General features: G+C 58.7%; 9 protein-coding genes. 2 read left to right on the top strand and 7 right to left on the bottom strand.

Annotation, left to right across the window (positions count from 1 at the left end; translation table 11 throughout):
- Window positions 1–16 precede the first annotated feature (16 nt).
- Together AC3ISI_RS02915 and AC3ISI_RS02910 are read right to left on the bottom strand one after the other, a co-directional pair.
- Window positions 17–5,872, bottom strand: a complete 5,856-nt coding sequence (locus AC3ISI_RS02915) for an NEL-type E3 ubiquitin ligase domain-containing protein (protein WP_489335399.1) — start codon at window positions 5,870–5,872, stop codon at window positions 17–19.
- A gap of 80 nt (window positions 5,873–5,952) precedes the next feature.
- Window positions 5,953–10,908: an NEL-type E3 ubiquitin ligase domain-containing protein gene (locus AC3ISI_RS02910; RefSeq protein ID WP_489335398.1), complete on the bottom strand. Its 4,956-nt coding sequence runs from the start codon at window positions 10,906–10,908 to the stop codon at window positions 5,953–5,955.
- Window positions 10,909–11,146: 238 nt separating this feature from the next.
- On the opposite strand from AC3ISI_RS02910, the gene AC3ISI_RS02905 reads away from it, so the two are divergent.
- Window positions 11,147–12,274, top strand: a complete 1,128-nt coding sequence (locus AC3ISI_RS02905) for a sensor histidine kinase (RefSeq protein ID WP_489335397.1) — start codon at window positions 11,147–11,149, stop codon at window positions 12,272–12,274.
- Between the two features lie 123 nt (window positions 12,275–12,397).
- Here the strand turns inward: AC3ISI_RS02905 and AC3ISI_RS02900 are convergent, their stop codons facing one another.
- Window positions 12,398–12,703: a chaperone modulator CbpM gene (locus AC3ISI_RS02900; RefSeq protein ID WP_477802115.1), complete on the bottom strand. Its 306-nt coding sequence runs from the start codon at window positions 12,701–12,703 to the stop codon at window positions 12,398–12,400.
- Window positions 12,704–12,726: 23 nt separating this feature from the next.
- On the bottom strand, window positions 12,727–13,674 hold the full coding sequence (locus tag AC3ISI_RS02895; protein WP_489335396.1) for a DnaJ C-terminal domain-containing protein: 948 nt from the start codon (window positions 13,672–13,674) through the stop codon (window positions 12,727–12,729).
- Between the two features lie 293 nt (window positions 13,675–13,967).
- Here AC3ISI_RS02895 and AC3ISI_RS02890 point away from each other — a divergent pair, with 293 nt between their 5' ends.
- On the top strand, window positions 13,968–15,242 hold the full coding sequence (locus tag AC3ISI_RS02890; protein WP_489335395.1) for an Hsp70 family protein: 1,275 nt from the start codon (window positions 13,968–13,970) through the stop codon (window positions 15,240–15,242).
- 133 nt (window positions 15,243–15,375) lie between these two features.
- Here AC3ISI_RS02890 and AC3ISI_RS02885 read toward each other — a convergent pair whose 3' ends face one another.
- The 3 genes from AC3ISI_RS02885 to AC3ISI_RS02875 all read right to left on the bottom strand — a co-directional run bounded on the left by AC3ISI_RS02885 (window position 15,376) and on the right by AC3ISI_RS02875 (window position 17,781).
- Window positions 15,376–16,389 (bottom strand): AI-2E family transporter, encoded by a 1,014-nt coding sequence (locus tag AC3ISI_RS02885; RefSeq protein WP_489335394.1) that lies wholly within the window; start codon window positions 16,387–16,389, stop codon window positions 15,376–15,378.
- Window positions 16,390–16,616: 227 nt separating this feature from the next.
- Entirely contained in the window at window positions 16,617–16,922 is a 306-nt protein-coding gene (locus AC3ISI_RS02880; protein WP_489335393.1) for a PsiF family protein, read from the bottom strand.
- Window positions 16,923–16,986: 64 nt separating this feature from the next.
- Window positions 16,987–17,781 carry an AraC family transcriptional regulator gene (locus AC3ISI_RS02875; RefSeq protein WP_489335392.1) on the bottom strand — a complete coding sequence of 265 codons (795 nt, stop codon included), beginning with the start codon at window positions 17,779–17,781 and terminating at the stop codon, window positions 16,987–16,989.
- Window positions 17,782–17,784 lie beyond the last annotated feature (3 nt).

The raw sequence follows: 17,784 nt of genomic DNA, 5'->3' as shown, positions 1-17,784 counted from the left end.
GGTTAATAGCGCTTGTTTAGATCGGGTGTTTGCTCAACTCCTCGCGCGTGAACGTCTCGATCAGCACGGCTTCTTCAATCTGCAACTGAGCATCCAGGTCAGCGGATTGCACTTTGAATTGCGCCTCTGATAATTCACCTGTCTGCCGGTGATCACGCAGGCTGGCCAGGCGATCCTGATAGGGCTCACGCTGCGCTTCGAATTGCGCCCGGTATTTATTGGTGACGAAATCTTTCCAGAAGTCCTTCGCCACCAGCGACTGAAATTCTTCAGGCGAGCCGTCCAGCGCCAGCACCTTGGCGCAGGCCTGATCCAGCATCGCCGGGGTGACGTTGCCCATGTGGACGAAACGGACTTGCTGTGGTTGCCCCGGCAATCCGAGCCGGTCCTTGAGCCCGTAGCGATAGGCGAGTTTGATCTCGACCTCTTCCAGAAACCTGATCTGCTGCGTCTTGAGGCCTGCCGATAAACCCGGCGTGTTATTGATTGCGACTTTGCGTTGCTCGATATCGGCCAGTGCGATTTTTTCGAGTTCGTCCAGCCGGAACAGGCCTCTGGACAGTTTCAACAGGGCTGCACTCTGCTCGCCGTCCATGGCCAGCGTCCGCGCCCGATACACCAGCGCCATGACTTCCAGGTTACTGAACGACAACGCGGCACGATCACAACAGGCCGGCCTGCCTGCCCACTCGAACATCTCCTGACGCAGCGCCACGGACTCGGGGTTGACCTCGGTGATGGTGTCGACGACGTCCCATACGCGGCGTTGAAGGTCAGCATGGCCGGTGCCGGCATTTTCCAGATCGTTGAGCACATGGAAAAACCCTTGGGACCCCTCCTGTGCGGACAGTGATTGCCATTGCGCTTGCCTGTCCGGGACCTGGTCAGCGGGCAGGTCTTTGAGCCAACGCTGAAGCGCAGTCAGTGGCTGCCCTACTGCTATCGCGCGCTCGTCCGGGGCTTGATACTCGAAGACGCCCGGTCGCCTGGCGACCCACAAGTCATGACGCTCACGCTCGAGCCGGCTCCAATAATCGCTCAGCTGTTGCTGGGCGACCTCGGACAGCGGGTTACCACCAATGAGGGTAAAGTTGTTGAGCTGCGCCACCAGCTCCAGCCGCTCGGCAGGCGGGGCGATCACCGACTGCGGGATTGTCGTGATCCGGTTGTTTCTCAAATCAATGACATCCAGCAACGGCTGCTCACCCAGGCCCGCCGGCCATGTCTCAATGTCGATCGAGTTCAGGTTGAGCGAACGCATATCGGTTATTTGAGTGAAGTCCGGCGCGATGCCCAGCGGGTTTTGCGCCAGGTTCATCGCCCTGAGTGTTGTCCGCCGGGACAGGATCGCCGCCGTTTCCGGTGTCAGGCGAATGCGGTTGCGCTGCAAAAACAAACGCGTCAGGCCGTGCATGTCGTCCAGCGCCGGCGGGATTGCCGTCAGTTGGTTATTCGATAAATCCAGCCAGCGCACACCTTTGAAATGCGCAAGGAATCCCTCTGGCGAAACGCTCAGGCCCATGTTGTTGAGTTTGAGTGACCCCACATGACTGAAATCGGCCTCAAGGTCCGGCACGCTGTCGAGTGTCTGGCCACTCAAGTCGAGTTCAAAACCGATCGGGCTACCGTCGACCGCATTCCTTTGCGGGGATTGCCGCCGCCAGCACGCTCGAATGCGGTCGGCAGCGGTGTAGCGCTCTGCCCGGTCAGACAGACCTGCAGCCATTTGGCCCGCCCGAACGTAGCGCGAACGTGCGCCTCCCCCGGAAAACGCCCACGCCGACAGCTGCTGATTCAGCGTTTCATACTCACGCTCGAGGCGAGCCAGTTCGGTCTGCGCAGCGAGCCCGTGGGTTTGCAGAAACGCCTCAACCTCGAATTCGTCGAAGCCGGGGTACAGTTGGTTGACTCTGGCGCTCAGTGAGTCCTGAACCTTGAAAGCATCCGGCAGGCTTCCTTCCAGGAGTTCAGGTCTTAGCGTTTGCACACGGTCCCGATAGTCCTTGAGTTGCTGCCAGCCCTGGCGCGTAAACGGGTTGCCCTCAAGCAGCGTGACCCGGTTCACCCTGGCGTTTGCTTCCAGATGAACATCCGCCGTAGAGAGCCTCTCTGGGGGCACTTCGGTCAGATGGTTCTCGCGCAAGTCCAGCACTTGCAAATCGGGCAGATTCTCCATGCCCAGAGGCCAATGGTCGATGCCCGTGCCGCTGAGGTTGATGTTCTGCAGTCGAGTCAGGGTGCTGAAATCGGGTGCGATACCCAGCGGATTTTTCAATAAATCGAGCCTCTCAAGCGCACTTGATTTCCCGAGTACCGTTGCCGTGTGTTGATTCCATCGAACCCGGCTGCCTCTTAGGCTCAAATGAGTCAAACCCTGCATTTCACCGACTGCCTCCGGCAATTCGTTGAGCCGGGACATGCCCTCCAGTCTCAGCGCTTTCAGAGCGGTGAATCCCTTGAGAAACGCATTGAGGTTGCGCACACCCGAACCGGTCAGCGCGAGTGTCTCGACATGCTCGAATCGGGCACTCAATGGCGGCAGCTCAACGGTCGAGTCGATGCTCAGTGTCGAGCCGCTCTGACGACGCCAGCACCCGGTGATATTGCTGGCTATCTGGCGCTCACGCCCGCCCGGGATCCGCCCTGCTACCGCGGGGCTGCTTTCTGCCGTGACGCGGGTTTGCACCCAGGTATCCAACTCTTTCTTGAGGGTCGTGAATTCGGCTTCACGTCGAGTCAGCCCACCCCGAACATCGTCACCCAATGAGCGCAGGAAGGCGTCGACCTCGACCTCGCTAAAGTCCGGATAAAGCTTGAGCACCCGCGCACGCGGCGTTCGGAAAAAACTGGCCAACCCTGAAGGCAACGGGCCAACACCGCCGAGCAACTTCATGCCCGGCTCGACGTTTGGCTTGAGCACGCGGTGCTTGTGAAGGACTGCCCTCAATTGATCTCGCGGCAACGGCGTCTGTTGCACCGCCATTTTCAATCGCTCGGCTTCTTGCAGCGTGAAGCCCAAGGCTTGGCGCTCCTCCGACGTCAGGGCCTGCAACACAGACGAATAGAGGCTTGCAGACGTCGAATGAGCGAACCGGGAGTTAGCATCCACCACCAGCACTGCGCGCACCGGACTCTGCTGTGGGCCGATCGCGTCCAGTAATTTTCCTTGAGCGCCGTACTCGCGAAGCTCGAAATGCACCTCTGTCGGCCAGCCAGGCAGCGTTTCAAGACTGCGCAGGGCCAACCGTTCGCTGTCGACACCGGAGGCGGTCTCGAGGTAAAGGCCTTCATAGGCTCGCGCCACACGCAGCTCCTGCCGTGCCTGTTCGGCCTGCTCGTATATGCGCTGAGGCAAGGGCCCGGGGTTGTCCATTTCCAGCCGTTGTGCCTGAGTCGCGCCTTGCAGTATCTCTTCGACAACGACGTTGGGCAGCTGCGGGAAAAAGACTTTGATTCGCGCAACGGAACCTTGAGCGTTGGCATCCTGCTCTCGGTACAGGGACTCGAACAATGAGTGTTTTCTGTTCTGCACGGCGCGAGCGATTTCCTTGCGCAGTTCAGCGGCGCGTTGTTCCAGCGTCATGTCCGGGGTTCCCGGCACGGGCAACAGCTCCTGACTGCGCATGAGCCTGAATTGCAGGCGCAGATCAGCCTTGGCATAGACCGCAGGGTCATCGCTGCCGATCTGCGCCCTGAAGGTTTCAATGTCCCGGTCGATTCGAAAACGCGCGAGGGTGTCGGACAGCTGCGCACTCGGCGGCTGTTGTTCGACATGCAGGCGACGCAGTTGATCGTGCCCGACACCACTGGCGATGCGCACCTGCTCCAGTTGCGCATCGGTGAAGGCCTGCGCGCGATAACCGAGTCGCCGCATCAAGACCGGCCCGTCCCAGCCCAGGGGTTCTTCACCTTCGTGGCTCCACGCGCCCGCGCCGTTATGGTCCAGGTGCGGTGTATAGGCCTCGGCCCGGCGCGGGTGCAGGATGCAATACTCACCGCTCGCGGAATCTTGCCTGACCAAAAAGCGCGCCTCGTCGAGGGGCAAAATGGCATGACCGTTGACCGAGTGCAGCCCCAGTCCGTCCGGTTGTGAATCCGCCGGTAGCGTAATTGGAGACTTGTACGGTTCAAGGTCCGGCTTCCACAGCCGTTGTTGACCCGTGGGCAGCGTGACCGGTTTCAACCCCTCGACCACGGGTTCGGGCTTCACTGCCGTCAGCATGCCCAAGCCCTTGCCCGCTCCGTGTAGCAGAGCAATCAGCGCGAGGTTTTCCGCCACGTCGGTCAGGTGAGCCCAGGCTGCCCGGCGATCACCTTCGCTCCACTCAATCACCCCTTCGAATGTCTCGTACAGGATCTGGCCGGCCATCACCCCGATCATTACCTCACCCAGCACCGGTACAAACATCGAGGCGACGTTCAATATCAACATGCCGATCTCAAGCAAATGGGCGAGTTTTTCCGCTCGGACCCTGGCATCGACATCAGCGGTGGGCACCGCATGACTGCGCGCATCCGCCAGGATTTTCTGACGACTTTGCTCGTAGAGATCCACCCAGGGATCGACGTTCGGGCCCCAGAGGCCGTGCTGCCTGTAGCCCTTTATCGGTAGATGAAGTTCGTCGACCGGTTCCTGTCGGGACGGTGATTCGGGCGGTAGCTCGTTGAGTTGGTTGAAGGCAGAAAGAAACGGAGGCAGCACTTCAATCGCTTTCCACAAGGGCGATCGCAATGGCGCTATTGGGTCCGGCGGGGAGTCCGCGGCCTTGCGGGTGAATTGGCTGAAGTAATACGCACGATCTGCATAGGCGACAAATTGACTGAAAAAGCGTTGATACGCCGTCGGGCCAGCGTTGGCCGATGGCGAGGCGTCAGTGGCCATGAACAGTCGCTGCAAGGCCGCCTCCATTTCCCGGCCCTTGTAGCGTTTCAGCGGGTGCTGCGGGTCGTGGGGAATGTAGAGAAGGACGTCATCGGAGTAGCGATACTTTTCGCAAATATGAAAAAGCACACAACCGGTCATTCGCTTTTTCATCAACACCAGGTCGCAGATCCACACCGGTGTGTTGTCGATCATCGGGTTGAGCTCTCCGTCGATGACCGAAAGGATCATCGAATAATCCTTCGGTTCGATGTCCTTCTTCAGCAAGGCGAGTTCGGCAGCCGCGCGCATCGCATCCTTTTGACTGTTGACAAAGCGCTTGCGCAGCACGGCTTCGGCCACGGGACTGGAAGGTTGCAAAAGGTCTTTCAGATACGCCTGATACTTCGCACCGATGTCCAGCTCCCGACACAGCTTCAAGTACTGCATCACCGTCAGGGCCGTGGTCACTTCGCTGAATTGCCCCTGCGACGATTCGACGACAAAGCCTGAGGAGGAATGAAAATGCGCGGGCGCACATTCCTGTGCCTCGAAGTTGTGCAACGCAGCTTGCAGCAGCGGTAACTTCAACACCTCGAAAGTGCCGACCTCGATTGCCAGAACACCCATCTCCAGAGGCTTTTTCAGTTGCAGGAAAGTCTTGGTGACATCCAGTTCCACGGCGAACTGATCCTTGAGCGCCTTGACCAGTAAAGGCTCGGCAAACGCATCGATGTCCTGCAGCCGCGACAGGGTTTTATCCAGCAGATTCTGCGAAGTCACACTTGCCACAAAACTTGCATTCAAGGCCTGACGCTGCGCCTGCGATGCCGCCAGGTACCAGTCGGGTAAAGTGAGCGGAGCGTTTTTCAGCGCCTCTCGCCGTTCGGGCGAAGCACTCACCAGCCAGGCCGGAATGGCGCGCGCGATGAATTCGGCGTGAGCACTATGTTGCTCGGCAGCGGGGGGTTGCGCGGCACTTTTTTCGTTGCTTTCGTGTTCGTTTCGCAAGGTACATATCCTTATGTACGAGGTAATTGGCCGGCACGAAAACCGTCGATTTTCGTGCCGTCATCGACATCGGGGTCGATTCAGATTTCCAGGGTGAGGGGCGTTTCGACCCGTTGCAGTTTTGCCCGATCCATCGCTTGTTGGGTCAGTGTCTTGAGCAATGTCTGCGTCTGTGCATTGAACTGGCGCATTTCGCTTTCATACTCTTGGGCGCTCATGACGCGTCCCGGTGCGAACTCGCTTTCCGGTTTGCCAAGCTCGGCAGCGAGTACCCGGATCTCTTCTTTTAATTGCGTTTTTTCCGGCAAGGAAAGGGACGGGGTCGCGCGCTTTTCCAGCGCCATGTAAAAATCGGTGGTTGCATCGATACGGCGCCTGATGCCTTTGAATGCGCGACGATTGGAACCCTGAATGTAAGAAGCCCAGAACGGTTGCTCGCTGATCGAGTCACGTAGCAGCTCCCCGGTCTCCAGGTCCAGCACCCGTTGGCAGGCCGCTTCGATCATCTGTGGCGTGACCGCGGCGATTTTCCTGAACTGCATTTTTCGAGACTGCCAAGGCAGTTCGAGGCGGTCGGCCAGATCCGTCATGTAGGCCAGGTGCACCTCGACTTCATCAATGGTGCCCGTGACCTCACCTGTCGCATTGACGCGTCTGAACTGCTCGCCCTGACTCGTTCGCTCACCGATGACCTTGTGGGCGATTCGACTCAACTCATCCAGACGGGATTTGCCCCGCGCCAGCTGTACCAACTCTGCTTCCACCAGATTCGGACTCGCCAGTTCATAGGCTTCGTGAATCAGCACTTCCACACCCATGGCGTTGAACAGTTGAGCCCCGCCATCGACACACTGCGTCGGCGCCGTCGACATCGTGAAAAGTTTTTCTCGCAGCGCGGTGTCTTTCGCCATGGCATCGAGCATGCGCCAGACCTTGGCGGTCAGGTCCGCTCGAAAGGCGATGTCATGCTTGAAGTGATACGACTCGGTCAGCTTGCGGACCTCGTTGAAAAACGGCACGGAACCGAACTCATCCTCGACCTCATTCCAGACCTCCTGCCGGGCGACCCACTCAGGTCGAGTCAGCCCTTGCTCCCAATCGAGGCTGTCGCGTACGCCACGGGGCGGATAAGGTCGGTCAGGGTCCATACCGACGGACTGAATGTATTCGCGCAACGTCTGCAGGTTTGCCTCCGGTAACCATTGCGGATTGCGGTTCAACACCGTTCGCGCCAACAGCTCCGCGTCGGCGCTGCCCGGCGCAACCGAAGGGACCTCAAGGATCCGGTTCAACTGAATATCCAGATAAAAATGCCGGAACCTGGGCAGTGAAAATAATCCGTCGGGCCAGGTGGAAATGCCGGTGTCCGTCAGCAGCAGCGTATGCAGCATGGGCATGTGGCCGATATCGGGGACGCGTCCCAAAGGGTTGCCCATCAAGTCCAGGCTTTCCAGGTGCACAAGCCCGCCCAGATCGGCCACCGACGATGCATCCAGAACGATTCGATTGCCACGCAGGTTCAACTCCGTCAGCCCGCGCATCCTGCCCACCACACGAGGAAATCGCGTGAGCGGATTGCCGTTGAGGTTCAGGTGGCGAAGCCTGGGAAAGTGATCGAGCAGCGATACCTGGGCATCGGCCAACCCGCTGTTCAGCAGATTCAGGTGGGTGACATGCCCGAAATCACCCTCCAAGGGTGGCATCGTCGCCAAATGCCTTCCCAGTGGCATACCGCTCAGGTCCAGCGTTATCCCATGTACATTGCCGAAGACATCCACATCCCTTGGCCCGGTGTGCTGCCAGCATTGCCTGATCGCGTTGTACAAGGCGTTTCTGGACTGCCATTCGGCCCTGCCTGCCGAGCTGTACCTGAAGGTGTCGGTGGGCGAATTCAGCCAACGCTGGAAATTGTTATTGAGTCGATTGAATTGCGCCTCCAACTCGCTGGCCCGCTGCTGCGGGCTGCCTTCGCGACCGTCACCCTCCAGATAGGCGCGGGCCTCGGCGTTTGTCCAGCCGGGACGCACATTGCGGACCCGTTCCTGCGGGGTCAGCCGTGCGGTGAGTCGTTGAATGCCTTGCGCACCACCGGGCATGCCGCCGCGCAGTTTCATCGTTTGCGGATCATAAAACGGCTTGCGGATCGGGTTGTCGGCCAGCATCGGTTGCAACCTGTCCCGCGCCAGTGGTGCCCTTTGAACCGCCCGCCTGAGTGTGTCCCCTTGAGTGATCTCATAACCGAGCGCACTACGTTGCGTGTCGGGCAGCGCATGCAGCACCGAAGCAAACAGATTGTCAGCACCCTGCAGATGATGATCGTCAGCGTCCCGCGCCTGATAGTCACCGTCGCTACTCACCAGCACCTTGCACACGCTTGCGTCCTGCGGGCCAATGCTGTCTCGCAGGGGACCTGTGAATGAATGCTCACGGATTTCGATGCGCACATCGCCCGGCCAGTTCGGCAATGTTTCCAGCGTGTGCAACGCCAGCCTTTCGGTATCCGCGGTGTGCAGAAACTCAAGGAAAAGCCCTTCATAGGCACGCGTCGTGCGCACCTCCAGCAAGGCGGCACGCACCTGTTCCTTGAGTTTCAAGGGAAGACGCTTTTTCTCCACAACCGCACGCAGGTCTTCAGGTGCAGCAGCGGCCAGTAGCTCTTCGGCGAGGTTGGCCGGGCAGTGCGAAAAGGCGTCCTGTATCACCCGCACACCGGCATTGCCTGAAAATTGATGGGCGTTGTAGAGCGTATCGAAACGGCTCTTGCGTTGCAGATAGGTCAACGGTCCTTGCTGCTTTTCGGTTTCAGCCCAGGCCTGGAACCGTCTTATTGTGTCGACGAGTAACGCCGGTGGCGCGGAGTTTTCCACCTGCAACCGGCGCAGTCCATTTTCTTCGACGCCACTGGCGATGCGGATGTGTTCCAGCGTGGCGGCATCAAACCCGTCGACCATCGGCCCCAGACGCCGCATGAGGGTGGTCTTGTCCCATTCGATGGGGCGGTCAAGTTCGGTCTGCCAGGCGCCGGCACCGTTGTGTTTCACCTTCGGTTGATAGGCCGTCGATCTGTTCGGGTGCTGCAACCGTGGCTGACCGGTCAGCGGGTCGTCGGTGACCTCAAAATGCTTGCCCTCGCGTGGAAGAAAGTCCCTGCCACTGTGTCGATGAAGACCTCGTTCGTTCGCCATTGCATTTTTGGGCAGGGAAACCGTGTGCTCATAGGGTTTCAGGTCGGGGTTCCAGAGACGGGTGGAACCGTCGGGGAGCTCGACCTTTTTCAGTTGGTCGACAAAAGCCGAGGCCTTGACTGGCGTCGGGAGACGAGTGGGCACTACGTGCCCGGCCATCATGAGTGCCAGTTGAGCCGCATTGATCATGACCCCAACCAGCAAGCCCGATGCTTCTTCCTTGTCCCCTTTGCTCCAGTCCTCAATGCCCTCCATGGTTTCGAGGAGCATTTGCCCGACCATGATGCCCAACATGGCTTCACCCAGCCCAGGCACCAACAGGGCTCCAAAATTGAACACGTTCCAGCCCAGGTTCAAGTAACTGGTCAGACGCGCCCAGCGAGTGGCGGCATCTTCATCACCCGTCGGGACGGCAATGTGTCGCGCGTCGGCGATGGCTTTCTCTCTGCGCCAACTTGAGACATGACGCCAGATATCGCCGGTAATGGGGTTGGTGACCGGCTCCGCGTCAGGGTTTTCCGCAGCCGTTTCCCTCCACCAGGGCCCCATGTCCAACGGCTCGCGTTGATGCCAGGTAAAGGTGGTGAAGCGCTCGTTGACTCGAGAAAAGAAACGGCCCTTGTCTTTGTGCGCCACGAACCGGCTGAAAAACTGTTGATAGTCCGGTGAACGCAACTGGCTGACCAGTTCCTTCATGAAATCAGTGAACGAGGCATATTCCTTGAGTGGGTGTTCAGGGTCGTCCGGCACATAGGCGATCAATGGGCCGTCCAGACGACTCTGTTGGTAGATATCGTCTTGACGGAGCATTTCATCAAACACACCGCTGGGGCCGTTGGCAAAAAACGCCTTGAGTAACTTGAACTGTTCAAACTCCTGGCCCGGCAATATCGACAGGTGCTGAGACCAGTCCATCAGCAACTGTTGGTGCGCCGGAATCAAACTGTCATAGGTTCTTTTCACCAGCGAGGGGTCTGCCACGGCACTGAACAATACAATGCCGGTCAATTTGAACCCTATAAGTGACAAGCGATGACACAGTAGCGGACGATTGCCCAACAGGAGGCTGCTTTTACGATCCCGCACGTCCTGCAACTTGTTGTATGAATAGAAAGAAATGTCTTTCTTCAAGTACGCAATAAGCGCTGACTCGTTGAAAGCCGCTATTTCGCAGGCGACGGCATGCCGCTCAAGCGTTGTCCTGGCTTCAACGTTTTGCGGCTTGAGCCATGCAGTCATGTGTTTTTGATACTGGGCGCCGATATCCATCGTCCGGCACAAGGTGGTAAACCGTTCGACCGTCAGTGTCTGGCGTTGCAACTCCCCCTCGGCATCCCGGGTGAAAATACCGGAGCCATCGCGAAAGGCGCCAGCCCGTGTTTCCGGCTCTTCAAAATTGTGCAGCGCCGCTTCCAGCAACGTGTATTGCCTGACTCGACTGGCGTGGGTATCGATGCCAAATGTCAGCGTGGCGGTCGCATAAATTCGTAATACCGTTGTATTGACGTCCAGTTCAAGATTCAGCTGATCTTTCAGGGCTTGAACCAATATCGGTTGCGCAAATGCCTTAATGTCCTGTTGCACATCTTTCAGGGTCTCTTCCAGCGGCCCCTGCAATCGCCAGCGCACATCGATAAGTTCCTTCAAATACTGGCGATCAATGGCGCGCGCACGGCCATACCATTCGGGAACGGCCGGTTTCTGTTTAATAAATGATTCAAGCGTGTGGACCGGCACGGTCTTTATGAACGCCGGGACTTTTTGTACGAGGTATTCCTGATAAATGTTCTCGCCCTCACCGGACGTCGATGAAGAAGTTTCCACTGTAGTTCCTTCTGATGACGCTTCCATTTCGCAACACTCTTTATGCAACTCTAAGAGCACCAGCTTATGCAGCGGCGAAAAAAACAAAAGATCAAATAACTGCTGACAAACCGCTGAAAACAGCCGCTCCCATTCAACTTTAAAACCTGAAAAATATTTAATTACCACCCTACTCGCCGCATCGTCTGAACCTGCGCGTGAACGGTAGTATTTGGCACCGCGTAAAAAGACTAAGCTGCCCTGACCTTCTGCCAGGAAACCGGCCATGCGCTTATCCGAATTCATCAGGCAACACGTGGACCGTATCGTCGATGAATGGGAGCAGTTCGCCAAAACCATCACGCCCGCGGCCGAAAACATGGATCGCGTGGCCTTGCGAGATCACGCCAAGGCGATCCTGTTAGCGGCAGCGCGAGACATGAGCACTGCGCAAACCGCCAGCGAACAGCGCGCCAAGGCCAAAGGTGAAGGCCCGGACAAGACCCCAAGCCTGGACGAAGCCGGCGCCAGCCATGGCGAACTGCGGCATACCGTGGGATTTGATCTGGTGCAGATGACCTCAGAGTTCCGGCATCTGCGCGCCTGTGTGATCCGTTTGTGGGTCGACACCCTGGAATCACCGGACCTGACCTACTTCCAGGACATGATCCGCTTCAATGAAGCCATCGACGAAGCCCTCGCCGAGTCCACCGCAGCCTATGCCGAACAGGTCAATCACTCACGGGATATCTTCCTGGCGATTCTTGGGCATGACCTGCGCGCGCCATTGCAAGCGGTGAGCATGTCCGCCGAGTTGCTGATGCGCAAAGCCGCGCTGGAAGGCGACGCACTGGCCTGTGCGAACAACATAAAGCGTGGCGCACGGCACATGGCGGTGATGGTCAGCGATTTGCTGGAGCTAGTGCGCAGTCGATTGGGCAAGCGCCTGCCCATCGAGCCGGCGCCCATGGACCTGGCCGAAGCCGCGCATGCGGCGATTGCCCAAGCCTGCGCCGGTAACCCCGAATGCGATCCGGCGGTCACCGTCGCCGGCGACACCCAAGGTGTCTGGGATGCCGGGCGGATCGGTCAACTGTTGCAGAACCTGATCGGCAACGCCTTGCAACACGGTTTGAACAAACGTGATGTGACCGTCACCGTGAGCGGGGAGCCTGAGACGGTTCGCCTGACGGTGCACAACTTTGGCGTGCCGATTCCCGAGGAGGCCATCGGCACAATTTTCGACCCACTGGTGCGCAGCGCCGACGAGGAACTGGGTCAGCCAACGACCAGCCTTGGCCTGGGGTTGTTTATCGTCAAGGAAGTGGTGAATGCGCATGGAGGGACGATAGAGGTCAGTTCGAACGAGACTGACGGGACGCTGTTTACGGTGGTGTTGCCCCGGAGCGGATAGGCAGGGATATTGCGTTATCGTTCTTCGCGAGCAGGCTCGCTCCCACAGGGGAATGCGATCAACTGTGGGAGCGAGCCTGCTCGCGAAAGCGGACTGACAGGCAACCCAGATTCAACAGAATACCTACTCGACCACTAACCGCCCCAACCGTTGCTTCAACATCCGGTTCTCGGCCCGCAACTGCTGCACTTCTTCCAGCAGGTCCAGCGCCAAAGCGACGCCTTCCCATTCCAGCTCAAGGTCGTGCCGCAATTTGGCGGCACGCTTGGCCAGCGCCAGCTCATAATCGTTGAACCGCCAATCCTTGGGCTGCTTGCCCTGAGGTTCGAGGATGCCGTGTTCGACGATTTCGATCACGTAGACGTCCGACAGGTCGGTCGCCTCACAGAATTCTGCCAGGTCCAGGTGAACGATCAGGGGGTTGCTCATGATGGGCTACTCCGTCTCTTGGATCAGAAATGTTCTCTCGGGTTGAACTCAGCTTTTTTCGCCAGTTCCTGCCACAACGCCTTGATCTCATCGTTCGAGGTCTTCGGCATGACGGCCTTCAATTGCACGAACAGGAAGCCACGCTCGCCCGCCTTGTTCAGCAGACCGTGGCCCTTGGCGCGCATGCGCTGGCCGTTCTGGCTGCCGGCCGGGACCTTGAGGTTGATCTTGCCGGTCAGGGTCGGCACCGCCACTTCGGTACCCAGCGCCAGTTCCCACGGTGCCAGCGGCAACGTGATGATCAGGTTCTCGCCTTCGACGTCGAATTTAGGGTGCGGCGCAAAGCGGATGATCAGAAACAGGTCACCATTGGCGCCGCCACCGATCCCCGGAGCCCCTTGGCCCTTGAGGCGAATGCGCTCACCGTCGGTCACACCGGCCGGGATCTTTACGTTCAGGCTCTTGCTGGTGTTGCTGACGTGCTGGCCGGCAGCGTTGTACTGCGGCACCTGGAAGGTGACCTTCTTCGATTCGTTCGAGAGGGTTTCTTCCAGAAAAATCCCGAGTTCCATTTCCACGTCTTGCCCTCGACGTCCGGTGCTGCGACGCGACTCTCCTCCACCAAAACCAGGCCCACGATTGCCGAAGATCGAACTGAAGAAGTCCGAAAAATCGCCCGTGTCCTGACCACCACCAAAACCACCGGCACCACGACCCTGCCAACCCGGCGGGCCCTGGAACGGTTGGCCGTGCTGGCCGTATTTGCGCAAGTCGTCGTATTCGGCGCGCTTGTCCGCGCTTTTCAGCGCTTCATAGGCTTCCGAGGCATCCTTGAACTTGGCCTCGGCGTCCTTTTCCTTGCTGACATCGGGGTGGTACTTGCGCGCCAGCTTGCGATAGGCGGCCTTGATCGCCTTATCGTCAGCGGTCGGCTCCACACCAAGAATCTTGTAATAATCTTTGAAGTCCATCTAAGGATCACCATCCGTTATCAATTCGCGCTGCCAGGCACAGCATGCTCTTGTTTGCAGCGTTTGGATTGACCGATCTCAATTTTATGACCGGGCAGCGCGTCAGAAGTTTATCGGCAGCGGGCGGCGGTACTTGCGACCGCCGGTTGGCTACCAGGCCCATGCCAGCAAGTTTGGGGCAAAGCTGAGTCTTTCAAGCGCCAATGCCTGCAAATAAGCGGATAGCCGGCCTTCGAATATTCGCCGCACTGACATACACTGCGCGGCCGTTTTTTAACCGGAACTCGATAGACATGAAAAACGCATCTCCAGCCCGTGCCTGTGGTATCGACTTCGGCACGTCCAACTCCACCGTCGGCTGGCTGCGCCCCGGCATGGAAACGCTGATCGCGCTGGAGGACGACAAGATCACCCTGCCCTCGGTGGTCTTCTTCAATATGGAAGAACGCCGCCCGGTGTACGGCCGGCTGGCGCTGCACGAGTACCTGGAAGGCTACGAAGGCCGCTTGATGCGCTCGCTCAAGAGCCTGCTGGGCTCCAAGCTGATCAAGCACGACACCAGCGTTCTCGGCACGGCGATGCCGTTCAAGGACCTGCTCGGGCTGTTTATCGGCCAGTTGAAGAAGCGCGCCGAAACTGCCGCTGGTCGGGAGTTCGAGGAAGTGGTGCTGGGCCGTCCGGTGTTTTTTGTCGATGACGATGAAATGGCCGACCAGGAAGCCGAGAACACCTTGGTCGACGTGGCCCGCGCCATTGGCTTCAAGGATGTCTCGTTCCAGTACGAACCGATTGCGGCGGCGTTCGACTATGAGTCGACCATCGAGAAAGAAGAGTTGGTGCTGATCGTCGACATCGGCGGTGGTACCTCCGACTTCTCGCTGGTGCGCCTGTCACCTGAGCGCCGCAACCATGACAACCGTCACGACGACATCCTCGCCACCGGCGGCGTGCACATCGGCGGGACCGATTTCGACAAGCAACTGAGCCTGCAAGGCCTGATGCCGCTGTTCGGCTACGGCAGCCGCATGAAAAGCGGCGCCTACATGCCGACCAGCCACCACATGAACCTGGCGACCTGGCACACCATCAACTCGGTGTACTCGCAAAAGTCGACCCTGGCTCTGGGCAGCATGCGCTATGACATCGAAGACACCGGCGGCATCGATCGCCTGTTCAAGCTGATCGACCAGCGCGCCGGCCATTGGCTGGCCATGGAAGTGGAAGAAACCAAGATCCAGTTGACTCATGCCGACAGCCGCCATGTGCCACTGGACCGAATCGAGCCGGGGCTGAGTGTGGAATTGAGCCGGGCGCTGTTCGAATCCGCCATCGAAGCGCTGCTGGAGCGTGTGCGCACCAGCGTGACTCAGATGCTCAATGACGCCGATGTGCGAGTCGATCAGGTGGATACGGTGTTCTTCACCGGCGGTTCGAGCGGGATTCCGGCCTTGCGCAACAGTGTTTCGGCGATGCTGCCGAATGCGCGGCATGTGGAAGGGAACATCTTCGGCAGCATTGGTAGCGGGCTGGCGATTGAAGCGGCCAAGCGTTATGGCTCGATGGACTGATCTGAAACCGAGTCGCCCCCTTCGCGGGCAAGCCACGCTCCCACAGTTGACCGAGATCTAATGTGGGAGCGTGCGGTGCGGCGATCCGACTTGCCCGCGATGGCGTCAGATCAGGCAATACAGATCTGCCGGATCAAACCATCCCCACCTGCCTCAACTCGCTCTTCAGGTATGCGTAATAAATCGGCCCCGCCACCACTCCCGGCAGGCCGAACGCGGCTTCGAACACCAGCATTGCCAGCAGCAACTCCCACGACTTGGCACTGATCTGCCCGCCGACAATCCGTGCGTTGAGGAAGTATTCGAGCTTGTGGATAAAAATCAGATAACCCAGCGCCGCCACAGCGACCCAGATCGACAGCGACAAGCCAACAATCGTGATCAGGGTGTTCGACATCAGGTTGCCGATCACTGGCAGCAGGCCGAGCAGGAAAGTCAGCACGATCAGGGTTTTGGTCAGCGGCAGCTTGATGCCGAACATCGGCAGGACCACCCACAGGAAAATCCCGGTGAAGAAGGTGTTCAGCAGCGAAATCTTGATCTGCGCAAACACGATGTTACGGAAGGCCTGAACCAGCAGGTGCAAGCGGTCGAACAGCGCGGCCGCCAAAGGCTTGCGCTTGGTCACGTCCGGCGTGCGCTGCAAGGCAATAATCGCCCCCAGCACCATGCCGATCAGCAGCGTCACAAACATGTGCGCCGCATCCTTGCCCACCAGCTGCAAGTCGCTCAAGTGCTTGCTGATCCATTCGCCGATGGCGACGCGGAATTCACCGGCACTCGCGGGCAGATAGGCGTCGATGAACGGCGGCAGTTGGCCTCGCGCACGCTCGACCACGTGCATGAATTTATCGAGGGACGCGCCGGGGTTTTCCGCTTCGTGCAGCAGGAAACTGAAGGCGCCGGCAAAGATCAGCGCCAGCACACTCACCACCAGGGTCCCGAGCAGCGCCACCGCCAGCCAGCGCGCGCGCCGGCCTTCGATCAGCCGCTGCAATTGTGGCGTGAGCATATTCACCAGCTCGAACACCAGCAGACCGGCCAACAGGCTAGGCAACAAGCGCAGCGGGATCACCAGCAGCAAACCACCAAAAATGATGACCCAACTGATCAGCAGCAAAACGTGGCGTTGAGAAAACGTTGGCATACAGCCTCAAAACGGACAGCGTAAAAAGGATTGGCAGTCTGCCAGCGTTCCGGTGGCAGCACTAGGAATTGTGTAGGTCGACTTTGGTCGGGGCTCCGCCGATTTTATGCAGCGCCCTGACCGACTTCATCGCGAGCAGGCTCGCTCCCACAATGGATCTATGTCCGCCGGTCTAATGTGGGAGCGAGCCTGCTCGCGATGAGGCCCCCACATTTACCGGATCGGAGTTATTTGTTCCTCAGGCAATCACTCATGAACGCCTTGCGCTCATTGCCTTTGAGCAATTTGCTGGTGGCATCGGCGTTGCAGGTTTTCATCTTCTGCTGCTGAGGTGTCAGGGCTTTTACCTCTGGGACGGCCGGCTCGGTTTTCAGGCAGTTACTCATGAACATTTTGCGCTCATCACCTTTGAGGCTTTTGGCCGTCGCGTCGGCGTTGCAAATAGTCATCTTTTCCTGCTGAGGTGTGGTCGCGAAGCTCTGGGAGCAGAGCAGCAAGCCGATCATCAACAAAGGGACACGCAACATCATCATGGAGTTTTCTCCTTGTTGCCGTACCGATGGGCACGACCTCGTTCTGGAGTGTAGACAACCCCTGTCACACCTTCCTGCTCTCCAGGTGACGGCGTCGGTACTGCTCCGGTGTACATCCGGCCTGGCGTTGAAACATTGCGATAAAGGCTGAGCCCGTGCTGTACCCCATGTCGAAGGCTATGTCCTGAATGCTGCGATGGCTGTCCAGCGCCTCAATCGCTGCGAGGAACCGCAGCCGTTGCCGCCACTCACCGAAACTCATGCCCAGCTCGCGAACAAATTGTCGCGCCAGGGTGCGTTCACTGACATGGATCTGCGCAGCCCAGTCGGCCAAGGGCCGGTTGTCTCCGGGCTCGGCTTGCAACGCTTCCAGTATCCCCAACAGTCCCGGACTGCTGGCGTAGGGCAAATAGCATTCATGCACCGGCGCCAGTTGCAGTTGATCCACCAATACCTGACCCAAACGAATGTCCGCCTCATGCTCGGGAATCTTCACATCTCGCGCCGCGAAGTCCTTGAGGATCGCTTTGAGAATGTCGCTGATCGCCAGTGTGCAGGCCTGTTGCGGTAACTCATGGCACAGCGTCGGCGCCAGGCAAACGGCGCGGTAGTTGATCGGCTGATTGCTATAGAAGCTGTGCTCGGTCTCGGGCGGCACCCACACCGCGTATTGCGGCGGCGACATAAAACGGCTGTTGCCGATTTCCATGTGCAACACGCCGTTGGCCGAATACTCGAGCGTGCCCCAAGGGTGGCGGTGAGCCGCGGCGTATTCGTGGGTGTTGAAGTCGGCGTAGCGGAAGTAAATCGGGGCCGGCAGTTCGGCAAAATCCAGCAGGTCGATGTGTTTGCTGCTCATGCT

The organism is Pseudomonas sp. GL_139_B, assembly GCF_057834475.1.
Note: the sequence above shows the minus strand (reverse complement) of the source record. Positions and strands in the feature narration are given on the sequence as shown.